The organism is Georgenia sp. Z1344, from assembly GCF_057652375.1.
This window is the reverse complement of sequence record NZ_CM172728.1, coordinates 2049236-2065530: the sequence shown is the minus strand read 5'-3', so window position 1 is coordinate 2065530 and position 16295 is coordinate 2049236. Positions and strand designations below refer to the sequence as shown.

Sequence of the window (16295 nt, the reverse complement as noted above, 5' to 3'; positions counted from 1 at the left end):
GTGTGGGCGGGTGTCGGGGTTGTCCGGGTTGTCGGAGTTGTGATGGGGGGTGAGCGCTGCGGCGCGGGGTGATGCGCGTCGGTGGGTGAGGGGTGCTGCGCGGGGTGATGCGCGTCGGTGGGCGCGGCTAGCGTGGTGCCATGCGCATCGCCACCTGGAACGTCAACTCCATCCGGACACGCATCGACCGCGTCGTCGCGTTCCTCGAGCGGTGGGACGTCGACGTCCTGGCCATGCAGGAGCTCAAGTGCAAGCCCGAGCAGTTCCCGATGGCGGCGTTCGAGGAGGCCGGCTACGAGGTCGCGCTGCACGGGCTCAACCAGTGGAACGGCGTGGCGATCGCGTCGCGGGTGGGGCTCAACGACGTGGCCGTGGGGTTCCCCGGCATGCCCGAGTTCGGCGACCCGCCCGTGGCCGAGGCCCGCGCGATCGGCGCGCTGTGCGGCGGGGTGAAGGTGTGGAGCCTCTACGTGCCGAACGGTCGGGAGATCGACCACCCGCACTACGCGTACAAGCTCGAGTGGCTGGGCACGCTCAAGGACGTCGCCCGGGGTTGGCTCGAGGACGACGGCGACAGGCGCATCGCCCTCATGGGTGACTGGAACGTGGCGCCGCTCGACGAGGACGTGTGGAGCATGGAGTTCTTCGAGGGGAAGACCCACGTGACGGCACCCGAGCGGGCGGCGTTCGGGGCGTTCGAGGACGCCGGCTACGCCGAGGTCACGCGCCCGCACACGCCCGGCGTCTACACGTACTGGGACTACCAGCAGCTGAGGTTCCCCAAGGGCGAGGGCATGCGCATCGACTTCGTCTACGCCTCCCCCGAGCTGTCGACGATGGTCACCGACGCGCACGTCGACCGCGAGGAGCGCAAGGGCAAGGGGGCATCCGACCACGCACCGGTGATCGTCGACGTCGACCTGTCGTTGTGAGGCCGTAGGGGCGGCTGCTCCGGCGCCGTCGGCACGGCCGCTGCCTATGGTGGGGCCGAACCTGTCGCCTGCATGAACGGAGTCCCGCGTGGGTCGCGTCGAGCGCAAGCACACCGGCGCCTCGCCGGCCGCCTGGGCGGTCCCGGCCGCGCTGTTCTGCGTCGTCGCAGGGCTCACCCTCCTCAGTCAGATCTTCGGCCCCTTCGACATCCTCTGGCAGCCGGTCGACGACGTGCTGGAGCAGTTCCAGCACGTCGAGCCGCGGTGGCAGGCCGCGGCCTTCCTGCTGCCGCTCGGGCTCCTCCTCCCGATGGTCGGTCTGCGCATGCGCGGCCTCCTACGGGCGTTCGGGGAGCACGACTCCCTGCCCGACCTGGCAGCCGTCGGCGGACTGCTCGCCGGCGGCGCGGCCGCGGTGGCCGCCGTGGTGTCCTGGGTCGCTCACCTGGTGGACCGCACGGCGCACATCGACGCGGCGCAGGATGCCCTCGCACCCTCGGTACTCGTCCTCCTGGCGCTCGGCCTGTGGCTGTACCCGACGGCGGTCGGGCTGGGGGTCGTCACGGCCGTGGCCGCCTGGCGTCTCCGGGACGAGAACCTCATCGACGGTGTGCGAGCAGGGCTCGGTGGTGCCGCGGCCGTGATCGCCCTCGTCAGCCCGGTCTCCATCATCTTCGGCCACCTCGTCGCGCTGGCGGTGATCGGTCAGCTGGCGACGCTCGCCTGGCTCGTCGTGGTGCCGCGGGACCTCTGACGCCGGCTACCCCGCGTCCTACCGCGCGGCGAGCGACTCAGCGCGCGTCGAGCGCGGCGACGACCTGCTCGTTGAGCTCGGGCCAGATAGCGCCGTGGACCTCGGTGTCGAAGCCCTTGTCCCCGAGGAACGCCGCCGCGGCGCGCCGTGTCGGGTCGACCCACAGGAACGATCCGGACTGCCCGAAGTGGCCGAACGTCGTCGAGGAAACGCCAGGTCCGGTCCAGTGCGGGTCCTTGTCGGCGCGGATCTCGAAGCCGAGGCCCCAGTCGTTGTGGGTCTGCCGGCCGAATCCGGGCAGCACGCCGGACAGCCCCGGGAACACGGTGGCCGTGGCGTCGGCGTGGAGGTCGGCCGAGATCAGCGCCGGGTCGAGCAGCTCGAACCCGTAGGTCATGAGGTCGGCGGTCGAGCCCGAGTAGCCGTGCGCGCAGCTGCCCTCGGTCACCACGGACGTCAGCCCGAGCGGCTCGACCACCTGGGCGCGGACCCAGTCGTTGATCGGCATGCCCACGCGGCTCCCGACGAGCTCGCCGAGCGTCTCGAATCCGAGGTTGGAGTAGACGCGCCGCTTCTCCGGGGGCTGCGTCGGGCCGCCGGCGTCCATCGGCAGGCCGGAGGCGTGGGCGAGGAGGTGGCGGACGGTCGAGCCCTCGGGGCCGGCGGGCTCGTCGAGCGTGAGGTGCCCGGCCTCGACGGCGATCAGTGTCGCGGTCGCGGTGAGCAGCTTCGTCACGGACTTCCAGGGGAAGACCTTCGCGACGTCGCCGTCGGAGGAGACGACGCCGTCGTCGTGCGTGGCGACGAGCAGCGCCACGTCGAAGTCGAACCGGTCCAGTGCCGCGTAGGTAGCCACGCACCCAGGATGACGCATCGGCCACGCCCGGGCGACGCGTCACCCTTCCCCCGTATGCCGACGGTGCGGTTGGGAGACCCCTCATCGAGATTGCGGTTTGTCGGACTGCTTCCCGTCGAGAGTGCGGTGGGGAGGCGGCGATGGCCATCGGGCGCGCCGGCTCACTCGCACTCTCGACCCGGTGGCGGGTGCCTCACCCCCGCGCCCCTGGGCTACACGAGCGGCCAGGGGAAGGCCATCCCGGTGAGGTCGACGGGTAGGCGTCCCTCGGTCACCAGCCGCAGCGCACGACGACGCAGAGCCACAACCTCGTCGTTGTCGAGGAGCGCGGCGATCTCCTCGTCGACCTCGCTGACGACCGGGGCGACCGCGGCCAGCAGGTCGGCGTCGATACGTTCGCCCGCGAAGTCCCAGATCACGGTCCGCAGCTTGGGTGTCGCCGAGAAGCACAGGCCGTGGTCGATGCCCCACACGCGCCCGTCGACGCCGTGGAGCACGTGGCCGGACTTCCGGTCGGTGTTGTTGGTCAGCGCGTCGAACACGGCGATCCGCCGCAGGTCGTCGTGGGTCGCGGGGTCGTCGTCGACGAGCGTGAAGTAGTGGGCGGACCGGTCGTGCTCGACGAACCGCTGGAGCGAGCCGACGCCGAACGGGGCGTCCTCGCGGATCACGGTCCGTGGCACGAGGTGCCAGCCCAGCGCCTCGCTCAGCAGGTAGGCCGCGCGCTCGCGCCGGTAGAGGCCCGGGGGGAAGTCCCGCAGCGGCGCCTCGCCGAGCTCCGGCTTGTAGATGGCCCAGACCGGGTCACCTGCGCCGGCGACCTCGACGAGGAACGTCTCGTTGCTCGAGTCCGCGAGCTGTCCGAGCAGGGAGATCTCGCCGTCCAGGAGGAGGTCGGTCGCGGAGATCGGTTCGGCGGATCCGGCCGGGCCGGTCACCGCGGACCGGTCCGGCGATCCCGACGGATCGGCGGCTCCCGACGCGGGCTCCCCCGCCGCCGTCAGGTCAACGGCTCGGGGCGAGCCCGACTGCGCGGCCTCGTCGGTCGTCGGACACTCCCCCGTCGCGCGCTCCGCCTCCACCGGGCCGCCCTCAGGAGATCCGCAGGTCGCCGAGCGACTCGAGCGTGGAGTTGACGGTGAGGACCACGGGATCGCCGTGGACCCCGTCGCCCGCGGCGGGGTACGCGATCGCGGAGACGGAACACGGGGAGACGGTGAGTCGCTGGAACCGGTCGAGGGAGAGATCGAACGCGTAGGACAGGGCCGCCTTGATCGGGTCGGCGTGCGAGAAGCACGCGACGGTCGACCCCGCGTGCTCCGCGCGGACCGACTCGAGGGTGGCCGCCATCCGCTCCTGCATCTCGAGCAGGCTCTCGCCACCTGGGAAGCGAAACTCGGCGGGCCTCTCCTGCACGGTGCGCCACGCGGGCAGCCGCGCGAGGTCCGCGAGCGGCTCACCGGTCCAGTCGCCGACGTCGGACTCGAGCAGCCCGGGCTCCTCGACGACCGCCAGCCCCGTGCGGCGGGCCAGGGGCTCGGCGGTCTGCCGCGCGCGCTCGAGAGGGGAGGAGTAGATCGCCGACGGCGACGCCGCTGCCACCCGCTCACCGACGCGTTCAGCCTGGTCACGACCCCGATCGGACAGGTTCAGTCCGGGCGCGCGGCCGGGCATCACGCGTCCGGTCGTCGGCGTCGTGCCGTGTCGTACCAGCAGGACCAGCGTGGGCGGGGGCGCCTTCTCCTCGGTCATCGACGCCAGCGTAGGCGCGACGTACGTTGGGGACGTGAGCGATCGCCCAGACATCAGCACCGTGGGGGAGCTCCGCTCCTCCGGCCACACCTTCCGCACACTGCGCACCGAGATCCGCGAGAACCTGCTCGCCGCGCTCTCCGCCGGGGAGAACCCCTGGCCCGGCCTGCACGGGTTCTCCCGGACCGTGCTGCCGCAGGTGGAGCGCGCACTCCTCGCGGGGCACGACATCGCGCTGCTCGGCGAGCGCGGCCAGGGCAAGACCCGCCTGCTGCGCACCCTCGCCGCTCTCCTCGACGAGTGGGCCCCCGTCATCGAGGGCTCCGAGCTGGGCGAGCACCCGTTCGACCCGATCACCGACGCCTCGCGCGCGCGGGCCGCGGAGCTGGGCGACGACCTGCCGATCGTCTGGCGGCACCGCGACGAGCGCTACGTCGAGAAGCTCGCGACCCCGGACACCTCGGTGGCGGACCTCATCGGCGACGTCGACCCGATGCGGGTGGCCGAGGGCCGGCGGCTCGGCGACCCGGAGACCATCCACTACGGGCTGGTCCCGCGCTCGCACCGCGGCATCGTCGCCATCAACGAGCTCCCCGACCTGGCCGAACGCATCCAGGTGTCGCTGCTCAACGTGATGGAGGAGCGCGACGTCCAGATCCGCGGCTACGTGCTGCGGCTCCCGCTGGACGTCCTCGTCGTCGCGACGGCGAACCCCGAGGACTACACGAACCGCGGCCGGATCATCACCCCCCTCAAGGACCGCTTCGGCGCCGAGATCCGCACGCACTACCCGATCGAGCTCGACGACGAGATCGCCATCATCACCCAGGAGGCGCACCTCGGCGCCGACGTGCCGCCGGCCGTCCTCGAGATCCTCTCCCGGTTCGCGCGAAACCTGCGCGAGTCCTCCGCCGTCGACCAGTCCTCCGGCGTCTCGGCGCGTTTCGCGATCGCCGGCGCCGAGACCGTGGCGGCCGCCGCCCTGCACCGCGCCACCGTGCGCGGGGAGGACCGGGCGGTCGCGCGCGTCGTCGACGTCCGCACCGCCGTCGACGTGCTCGGCGGCAAGGTCGAGTTCGAGGTCGGCGAGGAGGGCCGCGAGGACGAGCTCCTCGAGCACGTCCTGCGCACGGCCACCGCGGAGACGGTGCGCGCCCACCTCGCGGGCATCGACCTGGGGCCGCTGGTCGCGGCGATCGAGGCCGCCGACGAGGTCGTCACCACCGGCGAGCAGGTGACCGCCGCCGAGTTCCTCGCCTCGCTGCCGGAGATTCCGGGTCGTGCGGACGGGGGGCAGGCAGGCGACGACGAGTCCGCCGGGGACGACGGGCGGTCGAGCGACGGTGGCGAGTCGGCGGGCGACGGATCGTCAGGGGACCGGACCACCGGTGACGACGAAACTGCCGGCGACGTCTACGACCAGGTGGCCGCCCGGCTCGGCGCCACGGACGACGGTTCGCGAGCCTCGGCCGTCGAGCTCGCGCTCGAGGGCCTCTTCCTCGCCCGCCGGATCTCGAAGGAGACCGGCGACGGCGAGACCGTCTACGGATGACCGGAGCGAGACCATGACCCCGCAGCCCCGCTCGCCGCGCCCCGCGCGGTACGGCCGCTACGCCGGTGGGCCCGACCCGCTCGCTCCTCCGATCGACCTCGGGGCGGCGCTCGACGAGATCGCCGACGACGTCATGTCCGGCTACAGCCCCGACCAGGCCCTGCGCGAGCTCCTGCGCCGCGGGACCAGGGGCACGCGCGGTCTCGACGACCTCGCCGGGCGGGTCCAGCAGCGGCGTCGAGACCTGCTCGGCCGGCACCGGCTCGACGGCACGCTGCAGGAGGTGAAGCAGCTCCTCGACTCCGCCGTGCTCGCCGAGCGCGGCCAGCTCGCGCGGGACATCGAGATGGACGACACCGACCGCACGTTCCGCGAGATGGTCCTCGACAACCTCCCGGAGTCGACGGCCGCCGCGGTCAGCGAGCTCGCCACCTACGACTGGGCGTCGGCCGAGGCGCGGCAGGCGTACGAGCAGATCAAGGACCTGCTCGGCCGCGAGGTGCTCGAGCAGCGGTTCGCCGGGATGAAGCAGGCGCTCGAGGGCGCCACCGAGGAGGACCGGGCCGCGATCAGCGAGATGCTCTCCGACCTCGGCGACCTGCTCGAGAAGCACGCGCGCGGCGAGGACACGGAGGCGGACTTCGATCAGTTCATGTCGAAGCACGGCGACCAGTTCCCGGAGAACCCGCGAGACGTCGACGAGCTCATCGACACGCTCGCGAAGCGCTCGGCCGCGGCGCGCCGGATGCTCAACTCGATGACGCCGGAGCAGCGCAACGAGCTCATGCAGCTCTCCCAGCAGGCGTTCGGCTCGCCTCAGCTGATGGAGCAGCTCGCCCGCGTCGACGCCGGCCTGCGCGCCCTACGTCCAGGCGAGGACTGGACGGGCTCCGAGCAGTTCGACGGCGATCAGGGTCTGGGACTCGGCGACGGCACCGGCGCGCTCCAGGAGCTCGCAGACCTCGATCGCCTCGCCGAACAGATCGAGCAGGCGTCGTCGGGCCCCCCGCTCTCCGATCTCGACCTCGAGGCGCTCGGCCGCCACCTCGGCGACGACGCCGCCGTGTCCGCGCGGACCCTCGCCGAGCTCGAGCGCGCGCTGCGGGAGTCCGACTACCTCCACCGCGGCTCCGACGGCGACCTGCGGCTGTCCCCTCGTGGCATGCGCCGGCTCGGCCGGTCGTTGCTCCAGGACGCCGCGGGCCGGCTGTCGGGTCGCAGCGGATCGCGGGACACCCGGCAGGCGGGGGCGGCCGGCGAGCAGACAGGCTCGAGCCGGGCCTGGGCATTCGGCGACACCGAACCGTGGGACGTCACCCGGTCGCTGACGAACGCGACCCTGCGTACCGCACGCGAGGGCGGCGACCCGAGCCGGGGGCTGCGGCTGGACGTGGCGGACGTCGAGATCGCCGAGACGGAGGCGCGGACGCAGGCGGCGGTGGCGCTGCTCGTCGACACGTCGTTCTCCATGGCCGCCGAGGGACGGTGGCTGCCGATGAAGCGCACCGCGCTCGCCCTGCACCAGCTGTTGTCCACGCGCTTCCGCGGCGACCGGCTCGAGCTCGTCCAGTTCGGCCGGTACGCCCAGCGGGTCGACCTCGCCGAGCTCACCGCCCTGCCGCCGTTCCGCGAGCAGGGCACGAACCTGCACCACGGGCTCATGCTCGCGACCCGGTTCTTCCGGCAGCACCCGACGATGCAGCCCGTGCTGCTCGTGGTCACCGACGGCGAGCCCACCGCCCACCTCGAGCCCGGCGGCGAGTCGTGGTTCGACTACCCGCCGATGCCGCGGACGCTGCAGCTCACCGTCGCCGAGCTCGACCGCGTGGTGCGACTCGGCGCCGAAACCACGTTCTTCCGGCTCGGTGACGACCCCGGGCTGGCCCGGTTCCTCGACGCGATGGCCCGCCGGGCCCGCGGCCGCGTGGTGGCGCCGGACCTCGACGACCTCGGGGCCGCCGTCGTGGGCGAGTACATGCACGCCCGCTCACTCTGGGACCTCTGAGCCCGCCAACCCGCCGTCGAGATTGCGGTTCGTCGTCGTCGAGATTGCGGTTCGTCGGCCCCGCCCCCGGTCGAAAGTGCGGGTGGGAGGGGCCGGGGCACCCGGCTGCGGGCCTCTCACCCGCACTCTCGACACGGGGCTACACCCCTCACCCGCACTCTCGGAACGGACGCCTGCTCCCAACCGCAATCTCGGCGGGCACCAACCGCAATCTCGACGAGAGGGCGGGTCAGGCGGAGGGCGCCTCCGTCGTCGTGACGTCGAGGGTCTCGGAGCCGACCGGATGGTCGACGACGACGTGCCCGCCGTCCGCCGCGTCGCCGCCGAGCAGCAGCCGGGCCAGGCGGTCGCCGATCTCCCGCTGGACCAGGCGGCGCAGCGGCCGCGCCCCGTACGCCGGGTCGAAGCCCTCGAACGCCAGCCACTCCCGCGCGGCACCGGTGACCTCGAGCGTGATCCGCCGCGGCGCGAGCCGCTCGGCGAACCGCTCGATCTGCAGGTCGACGATCCGACCCAGCTCGTCGAGGCCGAGCGCGTCGAACATGACGACGTCGTCGAGCCGGTTGAGGAACTCGGGCTTGAACGACGCGCGCACGACCTCCATCACCTTCTCGCGCCGCGCCTCCTCGGCCACCGTCTGGTCGACGAGGAACTGCGACCCGAGGTTCGACGTCAGCACGAGGATGACGTTGCGGAAGTCGACCGTTCGGCCCTGGCCGTCGGTGAGCCGGCCGTCGTCGAGCACCTGCAGCAGGATGTCGAAGACCTCGGGATGGGCCTTCTCCACCTCGTCGAGCAGGACCACCGTGTACGGCCGACGACGAACGGCCTCGGTCAGCTGCCCGCCCTCCTCGTACCCGACGTACCCGGGCGGGGCCCCGACCAGGCGGGACACCGCGTGCTTCTCGGAGTACTCGGACATGTCGATGCGGACCATCGCCCGCTCGTCGTCGAAGAGGAAGTCCGCCAGCGACTTCGCGAGCTCGGTCTTGCCCACGCCGGTGGGGCCGAGGAACAGGAAGGAGCCTGTCGGCCGGTCGGGGTCGGCGATGCCGGCGCGCGAGCGTCGCACCGCGTCCGACACGGCGCGCACGGCCGCGGTCTGCCCGATGAGTCGCCGCCCGATCTCGTCCTCCATCGTCAGGAGCTTCTCGGACTCGCCCTGGAGCAGGCGACCGACCGGGATGCCGGTCCACGCGCCCACGACCTCGGCGATCTCCTCGGCGGAGACCTTGTCGGCGATCATCGGGTCCGACGACGAAGTGTCGGCGGACTCGGCCTCCTCGCTCGCCACGGCCGCGTCGAGCTCGGACTGCAGCTGCGGGATCTCGCCGTAGCGCAGTCGGCCGGCGTCCTCGTAGCGGGACTCACGCTCAGCGAGCTCGGCCTTGGTCGTGAGCTCGTCGAGGCGGGCACGCAGGTCACCGACCCGGTTGTGGCCGGCCTTCTCCGACTCCCAGCGCGCGGTGAGACCGTTGAGCTCCTCGCGCCGGTCCGCGAGCTCGGCCCGCAGGGCGTCCAGCCGCTCGGCCGTGGCGGCGTCGTCGTCGTCGATGTTCTCCGCGAGGTACGCCTCCTCCATGCCGAGCCGGTCCACCTGGCGGCGCAGGACGTCGACCTCCTCCGGGGAGGAGTCGAGCTCCATGCGCAGGCGCGACGCGGCCTCGTCCACGAGGTCGATGGCCTTGTCCGGGAGACGGCGGCCGGTGATGTAGCGGTCGGAGAGGGTGGCAGCGGCGACGAGGGCGCCGTCGGAGATCGTCACCTGGTGGTGCGCCTCGTACTTCGGGGCGATACCGCGCAGGATCGTCACCGTGTCCTCGACCGACGGCTCGCCGACGAGGACCTGCTGGAAGCGCCGCTCCAGCGCGGGGTCCTTCTCGATGTGCTCGCGGTACTCGTCGAGCGTGGTGGCGCCGACGAGGCGGAGCTCGCCGCGCGCGAGCATCGGCTTGAGCATGTTGGCGGCATCCATGGAGGAGTCGCCGCCGGCGCCCGCGCCGACCACGGTGTGCAGCTCGTCGATGAACGTGACGACCTGGCCGTCGGAGTCCGCGATCTCCTGGAGGACCGCCTTGAGGCGCTCCTCGAACTCGCCGCGGTACTTCGCGCCCGCGACCATGCCCGCCATGTCGAGCGCGACGAGGGTCTTGCCGCGCAGGGACTCGGGGACGTCGCCGTCGACGATGCGCTGGGCGAGGCCCTCGACGACGGCGGTCTTGCCGACGCCGGGCTCGCCGATGAGGACGGGGTTGTTCTTGGTCCGCCGGGAGAGGACCTGGACGACGCGGCGGATCTCGGCGTCACGGCCGACGACCGGGTCGAGCTTGCCCTCGCGCGCGGCGGCCGTGAGGTCCTGGCCGTACTTCTCGAGCGCCTCGAACGTGTTCTCGGGGTCGGGGCTCGTGACGGGGCGGTTGCCGCGGACGGACGGGACAGCGGCGCGCAGGGCGTCCGCGGTGGCGCCGGCGTGGCCGAGGACCTGGTCCGTGCCGGGCGCGGCGGCCAGGCCGAGGAGGAGGTGCTCGGTGGAGACGTACTCGTCCCCGAGCGCGCGGGCCTCGTCGGTGGCGCCGCTGATGACGGTGAGGAAGGCGCGCGAGGTCTGCGGCTGCGCGACGGATCCCCCGGAGGCCCCGGGCAGGGCGGCGAGCGCCGCGTCGGTGCGGCGGGTGAGGTCCGCGCGGTCGGCGCCGACGGCGTCGAGCAGGGCGAGCGCGATGCCCTCGCCCTGCTCGAGGAGCGCCTTGAGCAGGTGGCTGGGCTCGATCTGCGGGTTGCCGCCGGTGGTGGCGAGCTGGAGAGCGGAGGCGACGGCCTCCTGCGAGCGGGTGGTGAGCTTCGTGTCCATCGGTCTCCTCGATGCGGTGTGTGCGGTCGCTGATGATGGAACGCACGCAAAGTTGAGTCTATTCCGCTCAAGGTTGGGGCGCCAGGGGTGGTGGTGGAGTGGCGCGAGGAAGGCGCCGCTCAACCGCACTCTCGGCACAGGACGCGGCTGGCCGACGCGCTCCAGGCAGGCACTACCATCATCCGCCGTGACCACACCCTCGACCCCGCGCCCGACCACCGACGCGATGGCCGCCTTCCGCCGGTTCCCCGTCGGCATCACCGTCTTCCTCGGCCTCTTCGTCGCGGCCGGCCTGTACCTCGCCTCCCGCCACCTCGGGGCCGAGGCGATCGCCATGTGCGGTGACGACACGATGGCACCGGGCGACATGTGCACCATGTCGTCGGGCCGGCGCCGGAGGCGTGCCGGCGGCGGCACCTCCACCTACACGTACGAGGAGCGGCTCGAGGCGGCCGCCCGCGGCCACGAGGCATGGGTGTGGGCGGGGATCGCGGTCGCGGTCATCGCCGTCATCTTCATCGTGCTGGTCGTCATCCGATGGCGCCGCGACACCGCGCTCGCCCGCACCCTCGACGGCCAGCAGGCCCCGGTGACCTCGTACTCCACCACCACCAGCATCGGCGCCGGCATGGGCTTCCTCGGGGCGGCCGCGGTGGGCGCCGGCGGCCTCGGCGTGGGGGTCTGGCTGCGCGGGGTCTCGGACCTCAATCCGATCGGGCTCGCGATCATGGCGGCGGGCGCCGTCAGCGGCCTCGTCATCCTGTGGATGGCCCGGCCAAAGGGCAGCACGCTCGTGTGGGCCTACGACTCGCACGTCCGCATCGTCACGCAGAGCCGGTCGCACGACGTGGCATGGGAGGACATGCAGTACTTCGTCGACCTCCAGTCGTCGTCGTTCATGGAGCTCGGCTGGACGGGGTCCAAGCGCCAGCTCTCGATCGACGACGAGGAGTTCTTCGCGACGATGCGCGCCCGCATCAACACCCTCACCCGCGCGCGGGTCGAGCGCAGCGCCGAGACCGGCGAGCCCGTCGACTTCCGTGCGGTCACGCTCGCGGGCCGCACGGTGACGTTCAGGAAGAAGAAGCTCGACGCCGGGTCGCTGGCCGCGATCAACCTCGTCAAGGAGAAGGACAACCTCTCGCTGCACGTGCGCGACCGGGAGGGCGCCACCCAGGTGATCATCAACCCCGCCGAGATCGCCAACCTCGACGTGCTCCTCCACGTCCTCTCGCAGACCTACGGGGTGGTCGTCCCCGGTCGCTGACCGAGAGCGCGCCGTCGCGCCCAGGGGTCGCCCCGTCCGGTCCGAGTCCGGTCACCACCGGCGTCGGCAAGGGGTCGACGACGACGCCCGGCGCATCCCGGCGTCACCCCTCGTGCGTCAGCGCCGCGCCGCGAGCCCCACGACGACGAACGGCACCGCACTGCCGACCGCTCCCCCGATCCACCAGGCCAGGGTGTCGAGCAGGATCGACCCGACGACGAGGGTCACCGTCACCAGACCGAAGGCGGCGGCGGGCGTCGTCAGCAGGACGTGGCGGCGCGGGTGGTTCTTCGGCGGGTTGCCGACGGCGAGCGCGAGCATGAGCGGCGGGATGTACACGGGAACCAGCGAGAGCAGGTTCGTGCTCCCACCGTCGCGCGCCGGATCGAGGCCGGTGAGGACGAGCGCCCCCGCGGCGAGGAACCCGAGCAGCGGGCCGATGTAGACGAGTCGGGCGGTCCGGTCGTGGACGGAGCGAGGGGTCGTCGGTGCAGTCATCGGGGAACCTCCATGGCCTCGGGCGCTGCGGTAGGGGCGAGCCTGGGGCGATCACGGTCCGGACGGTGGGGACGCCTGCCGTCACCCCGACGCTATCGATCGGCGATCCCACCCGCAACGACGCCGCCGTCGTCACGCGCCCGACCGCTCAGTCGACCTGCACCTGGTCGGCGGCCTCGCGCACCAGCTCGAGGCCGCGCGGGAGCGGCACCTCACCGTGGGCCTCGACGAGGACGGTCACGCCGTCCCGCACCTCCTGGCACATCGAGACGACCACGTTCTCGACATCGCGTGACGGCGTCTCGCCCTCCTGGAGCAACGGGCCGAACTCGCGCTGTCGCACGAGGCACTGCGCCTCCCCGTCCGTCTCCACCCACGCCATCGGGGTGGCGATCCCCATCGTCTCCGCCGCGGCGAGCGAGTCCTCCGACGACCACAGACCCGGCGCCTCGGCAGCGACCGCGTAGACGGTGACGGTCTCCGCCAGATCGTCGGACATGTAGACCTGGCCGGCAGCGGCGGCGCCGTCGTGCGCCGCGGACAGGCCGTCGGCCACCTCGGCGACCGCCTCCTCGCGCAACGCCGCGAACTCGGCGGGTCCGTCCTGGTCGGCGGCGACCTCGGAGTGGGGCCGCATCCCGCCGAGCGTGGCGGGCAGCGTCACCCCGTCCGGCTCCGAGCTCAGCAGCCCGCCCGTCACGGCGAGGGTCCCGCCCACACCGAGGGCGGCGCCCACGAGCAGCCCGACGACGAGAAGCACCGGTGACGACCGTCGCCGGCTCCCCGCCTGCCCACCCGGGGCACCACCCTGTGCCCCGCCGACGTCGCTCACATCCGGTCTCCTGTCAGTCCGCCTGCTTGACGAGCCGCCAGCGCGCGACGATCGCGTAGACGATCGCCCACACGATCAGCATGCCGAGCCCGAGCAACCACATGCTCGGCTCCTGCGCCCACAGCGGGTCGTCCTGGTACGGGTGCCAGTCGGTGATGCCGACGCTCGACATCGCCATGCTGAAGCCCCAGCGCGCCGGCATCAGCCAGGCGATCTGCTCGAACACGGGCTGGCCGGCCACGTCGATGACGCCGCCGGAGAGCACGAGCTGGAGCATGACGGCCACGACGAGCAGCGGCATGATCTGCTCGGAGTTCGAGGCGATCGCGGACAGCATGAGCCCCATGACCATGCAGGTGAAGGCCAGCACGACGGCGGCCACGACGATCTCGATGCTTCCGTCGGGCAGGAGCGCGGAGTTCGTCGGCGGGTCGTGGAGCATGAGCGTGATGATCGATGCGACGAGCCCCTGGTACACCGCGAAGGCGCCGAGCACGACCATCTTCGCGGTGAGGTAGGCGTCCGGTCTGAGCCCGACCGCCGACTCCCGCTTGTAGATGTGCCGTTCGCCGACGAGATCTCGGACCGAGACGGCGAGGCCGCCGAACGCGAGCCCCACCATGAGCACGGTGAGGATCTGCATCGACTCCCCGGTGATGGTCTCGCCGGGATCGGGCTGCCGCAGGCCCAGCTCACCCCCGACCGCGACCGTGAGCAGGCCGAACAGCACCGGCAGCACGAGCAGGAAGAACAGGTACTTCCCGTCGGCGAACATCAGGCTGAGCTGGCGGCGCGCGAGCGTGGAGACCTGCTTGCCCACCGACTGCTTGCTGCGGCGGTCGAGCTGTTGGGGCCGGGCCACGTTGACGCGGCGCACGTGCGGCCGCGCGGACGCGCCCTCGAACATCTGCTTGGACCGGGTCGGGTCCTCCTTGATGAACGCGTAGATCTGCGCGTAGGTGAGGTCGTCGGGGTCCTTGACCTCGCGGCCGAGGTAGCGCATCGCCTTGGCGAAGTACGGCTTGACCTCGTGGGGCGCCCCGTAGAAGGCGGTCTTGCCGCCGGGCGCGAGCAGGAGGATCTTGTCGCACTGGGCGAGGTTGACCTCGTTGTGCGTGATGACGACGACCGTGCGGCCGCGCACGCCCCGGGAGTCGTCGCCGTGGGCGATCTCCGCGAGCAGGTGCATGACCTCGGCGTCGAGGGAGGGGTCGAGCCCCGACGTCGGCTCGTCGAGGAAGAGCAGGTCCGGCTGGGTGAGCATCTCGAGCGCGACGGACACGCGCTTGCGCTGACCGCCGGAGAGCCGGTCGATCCGGGTCGAGGAGTGCTCGGTGAGCCCGAGCTGGCTCATCACACGCTCGACGGCCTGCTCGCGGTCGCGCCGCTGCACCGACTCGTCGAACCGGAGCTCGGCGCCGTAGTCGAGGGCCTTGCGGACGGTGAGCGTGCGGTGCACGACGTCGTCCTGCGGGACCACGCCCATGCGGTTGCGCATCGTGGCCTCGTGCTCGTACACGTCGAGGCCGGAGAAGCGGACGATGCCCTCGTCGGCGGGCGGGCGGCCCACGAGCGAGCGCAGCAGCGTGGACTTGCCGGCGCCCGAGGGGCCGATGACGGCGAGCAGCGAGCGCCCGGGCAGCGAAAAGGTGACGTCGTCGAGAATCGTCTTCTTCGACGGGTCCTTCGCGCCCTGCGCCTTGAGCTTCTTCCGCTCCTCCGAGGATGCGTCGACCCGCACCGTGAGGTCCTCAGCCTCGAGGCTGCCCTCGCCGCCGGAGATGTCGATCGGCACGAGGCCGCCGGGCACGAGCTGGAGGAACGAGCCGCCGACGCCGAGGATCCCGCCCATCTGGAGCATCCCCTGGGTGACCCGGGCGCCGTTGACGAACGTACCGTTGAGCGAGCCGCGGTCGATGACGCGGAAGCCACCCTGGGTGGGGACGAGGTCGACGTGCCGGCCGGAGACCAGCGGGTCGTCGAGCGTGATGTCGGCGCTGCGGGCGCGGCCGACGGTCAGCGTGCCGGGCGGTCGGCCCGCAGCGGCGGACGCGGGTGAGCCGGCCGCCGGGCTGCCGGACGGGGCGGGCGCGAGCGGCGCGCCGACCGTCAGCTCCTGGGTGGACGGCCGGCGGGCGCCGGGGGCATCGGGGCCGCTCGCGCCGCTGAAGGGCTCCGCGTTCGAGGGCGTGGGTGCGGGACGGGACGGGCCCGACGCCGGAGCTCCCGTCGGGGGGCCGGCCGGCGGTCGGGAGTCGGCCGGCCGGGCGCCCGACGCCGCAGGGGCACCCTGCGGGGAGGGGGGCGCCTGCGTGGAGCGCGGGTTGGCAGGCGTGGGGACCGACGAGGCCGGCGGGCCGGCGCTCGCGGCCGACGCCGCGGACGGCCCTGCGGAGTGGGCGGACGCGGCGGAGGGGCCCGCGGAGTGGGCCGATGCCGCGGACGGGCCGGCGGAGTGGGCCGAGGCGGCTGACGGGCCGGCTGTCGGGCCACCCGCACCGGCGGGCGCGCCGACGGGACGGATCCGGATCTCCGGGCCCTGCGCCGGGTGCCCGAGCCGCACGACGACGCCCTGCCCGATCGCGGCCGGCGCGGTGAGCTGGCGGCCGCCGACGAACGCGGCGCCGCCGACGACGCGCATCATCCAGCCGTTCGGTGTCTCGGCGATCTCGAGGTTCTGTGGCGCCACCGCGGGGTGGCCGATGATGAGGTCGGCCGGCGGGGCGCTGCCGACCAGTGCCCGTCCGCCCGGGGGCCGCGTGGCGGTCCCCATCGGCGAGGCGATCTCGATGCCCGTCCGCATGCAGTGGTTCCTCTCGAAAAGCGTGGGTCGTGCGACCGCCGGGCGCCGTCCTGCGGGGCGCCGCCCCACGGCATGCTAATGGCCACGGGACGCCGAGGACGCGTCAGAGGTCCCCGGGCCGGGTCGTCCGCGTCACCCGGTCCCGTCGACGGCCGGCGCGCCGGAAGGTCCGGGCACGTGCGTCGGACCGGTT

12 protein-coding genes are annotated in these 16295 nt (G+C 72.8%); 5 read left to right on the top strand and 7 right to left on the bottom strand.

Annotated features, from left to right (window positions below):
- Positions 1-140: 140 nt before the first annotated feature.
- Entirely contained in the window at positions 141-932 is a 792-nt protein-coding gene (locus AC24FB_RS09310) for an exodeoxyribonuclease III (protein ID WP_425715368.1), read from the top strand.
- Between the two features lie 88 nt (positions 933-1020).
- On the top strand, positions 1021-1686 hold the full coding sequence (locus AC24FB_RS09305; RefSeq protein ID WP_425715367.1) for a hypothetical protein: 666 nt from the start codon (positions 1021-1023) through the stop codon (positions 1684-1686).
- 37 nt (positions 1687-1723) lie between these two features.
- Here the strand turns inward: AC24FB_RS09305 and AC24FB_RS09300 are convergent, their stop codons facing one another.
- From AC24FB_RS09300 to AC24FB_RS09290, 3 genes are all read right to left on the bottom strand, one after another.
- Positions 1724-2542, bottom strand: a complete 819-nt coding sequence (locus AC24FB_RS09300; RefSeq protein WP_425715366.1) for a serine hydrolase domain-containing protein — start codon at positions 2540-2542, stop codon at positions 1724-1726.
- Between the two features lie 212 nt (positions 2543-2754).
- Positions 2755-3480, bottom strand: coding sequence for an SCO1664 family protein (locus AC24FB_RS09295; protein WP_425715365.1), 726 nt, complete (start codon positions 3478-3480; stop codon positions 2755-2757).
- A gap of 154 nt (positions 3481-3634) precedes the next feature.
- Positions 3635-4294 carry a histidine phosphatase family protein gene (locus AC24FB_RS09290; RefSeq protein WP_425715364.1) on the bottom strand — a complete coding sequence of 220 codons (660 nt, stop codon included), beginning with the start codon at positions 4292-4294 and terminating at the stop codon, positions 3635-3637.
- 34 nt (positions 4295-4328) lie between these two features.
- On the opposite strand from AC24FB_RS09290, the gene AC24FB_RS09285 reads away from it, so the two are divergent.
- Both AC24FB_RS09285 and AC24FB_RS09280 read left to right on the top strand, forming a co-directional pair.
- Positions 4329-5846 carry a sigma 54-interacting transcriptional regulator gene (locus AC24FB_RS09285; protein WP_425715362.1) on the top strand — a complete coding sequence of 506 codons (1518 nt, stop codon included), beginning with the start codon at positions 4329-4331 and terminating at the stop codon, positions 5844-5846.
- A 13-nt stretch (positions 5847-5859) separates the two neighbouring features.
- Positions 5860-7851 carry a VWA domain-containing protein gene (locus AC24FB_RS09280; RefSeq protein ID WP_425715360.1) on the top strand — a complete coding sequence of 664 codons (1992 nt, stop codon included), beginning with the start codon at positions 5860-5862 and terminating at the stop codon, positions 7849-7851.
- A gap of 229 nt (positions 7852-8080) precedes the next feature.
- Here AC24FB_RS09280 and clpB read toward each other — a convergent pair whose 3' ends face one another.
- Positions 8081-10702: an ATP-dependent chaperone ClpB gene (gene clpB, locus AC24FB_RS09275; protein WP_425715359.1), complete on the bottom strand. Its 2622-nt coding sequence runs from the start codon at positions 10700-10702 to the stop codon at positions 8081-8083.
- Positions 10703-10889: 187 nt separating this feature from the next.
- Between clpB and AC24FB_RS09270 the strand changes: the two genes are divergently transcribed.
- The gene (locus AC24FB_RS09270) at positions 10890-11969 is read left to right on the top strand and encodes a hypothetical protein (RefSeq protein ID WP_425715357.1); all 1080 of its coding nucleotides are present in this window, start codon (positions 10890-10892) and stop codon (positions 11967-11969) included.
- Between the two features lie 117 nt (positions 11970-12086).
- Here AC24FB_RS09270 and AC24FB_RS09265 read toward each other — a convergent pair whose 3' ends face one another.
- From AC24FB_RS09265 to AC24FB_RS09255, 3 genes are all read right to left on the bottom strand, one after another.
- The gene (locus tag AC24FB_RS09265; protein ID WP_425715356.1) at positions 12087-12467 is read right to left on the bottom strand and encodes a hypothetical protein; all 381 of its coding nucleotides are present in this window, start codon (positions 12465-12467) and stop codon (positions 12087-12089) included.
- 148 nt (positions 12468-12615) lie between these two features.
- Positions 12616-13227, bottom strand: coding sequence for a hypothetical protein (locus AC24FB_RS09260; RefSeq protein ID WP_425715355.1), 612 nt, complete (start codon positions 13225-13227; stop codon positions 12616-12618).
- 85 nt (positions 13228-13312) lie between these two features.
- Positions 13313-16102 (bottom strand): ATP-binding cassette domain-containing protein, encoded by a 2790-nt coding sequence (locus AC24FB_RS09255; protein ID WP_425715353.1) that lies wholly within the window; start codon positions 16100-16102, stop codon positions 13313-13315.
- Positions 16103-16295 lie beyond the last annotated feature (193 nt).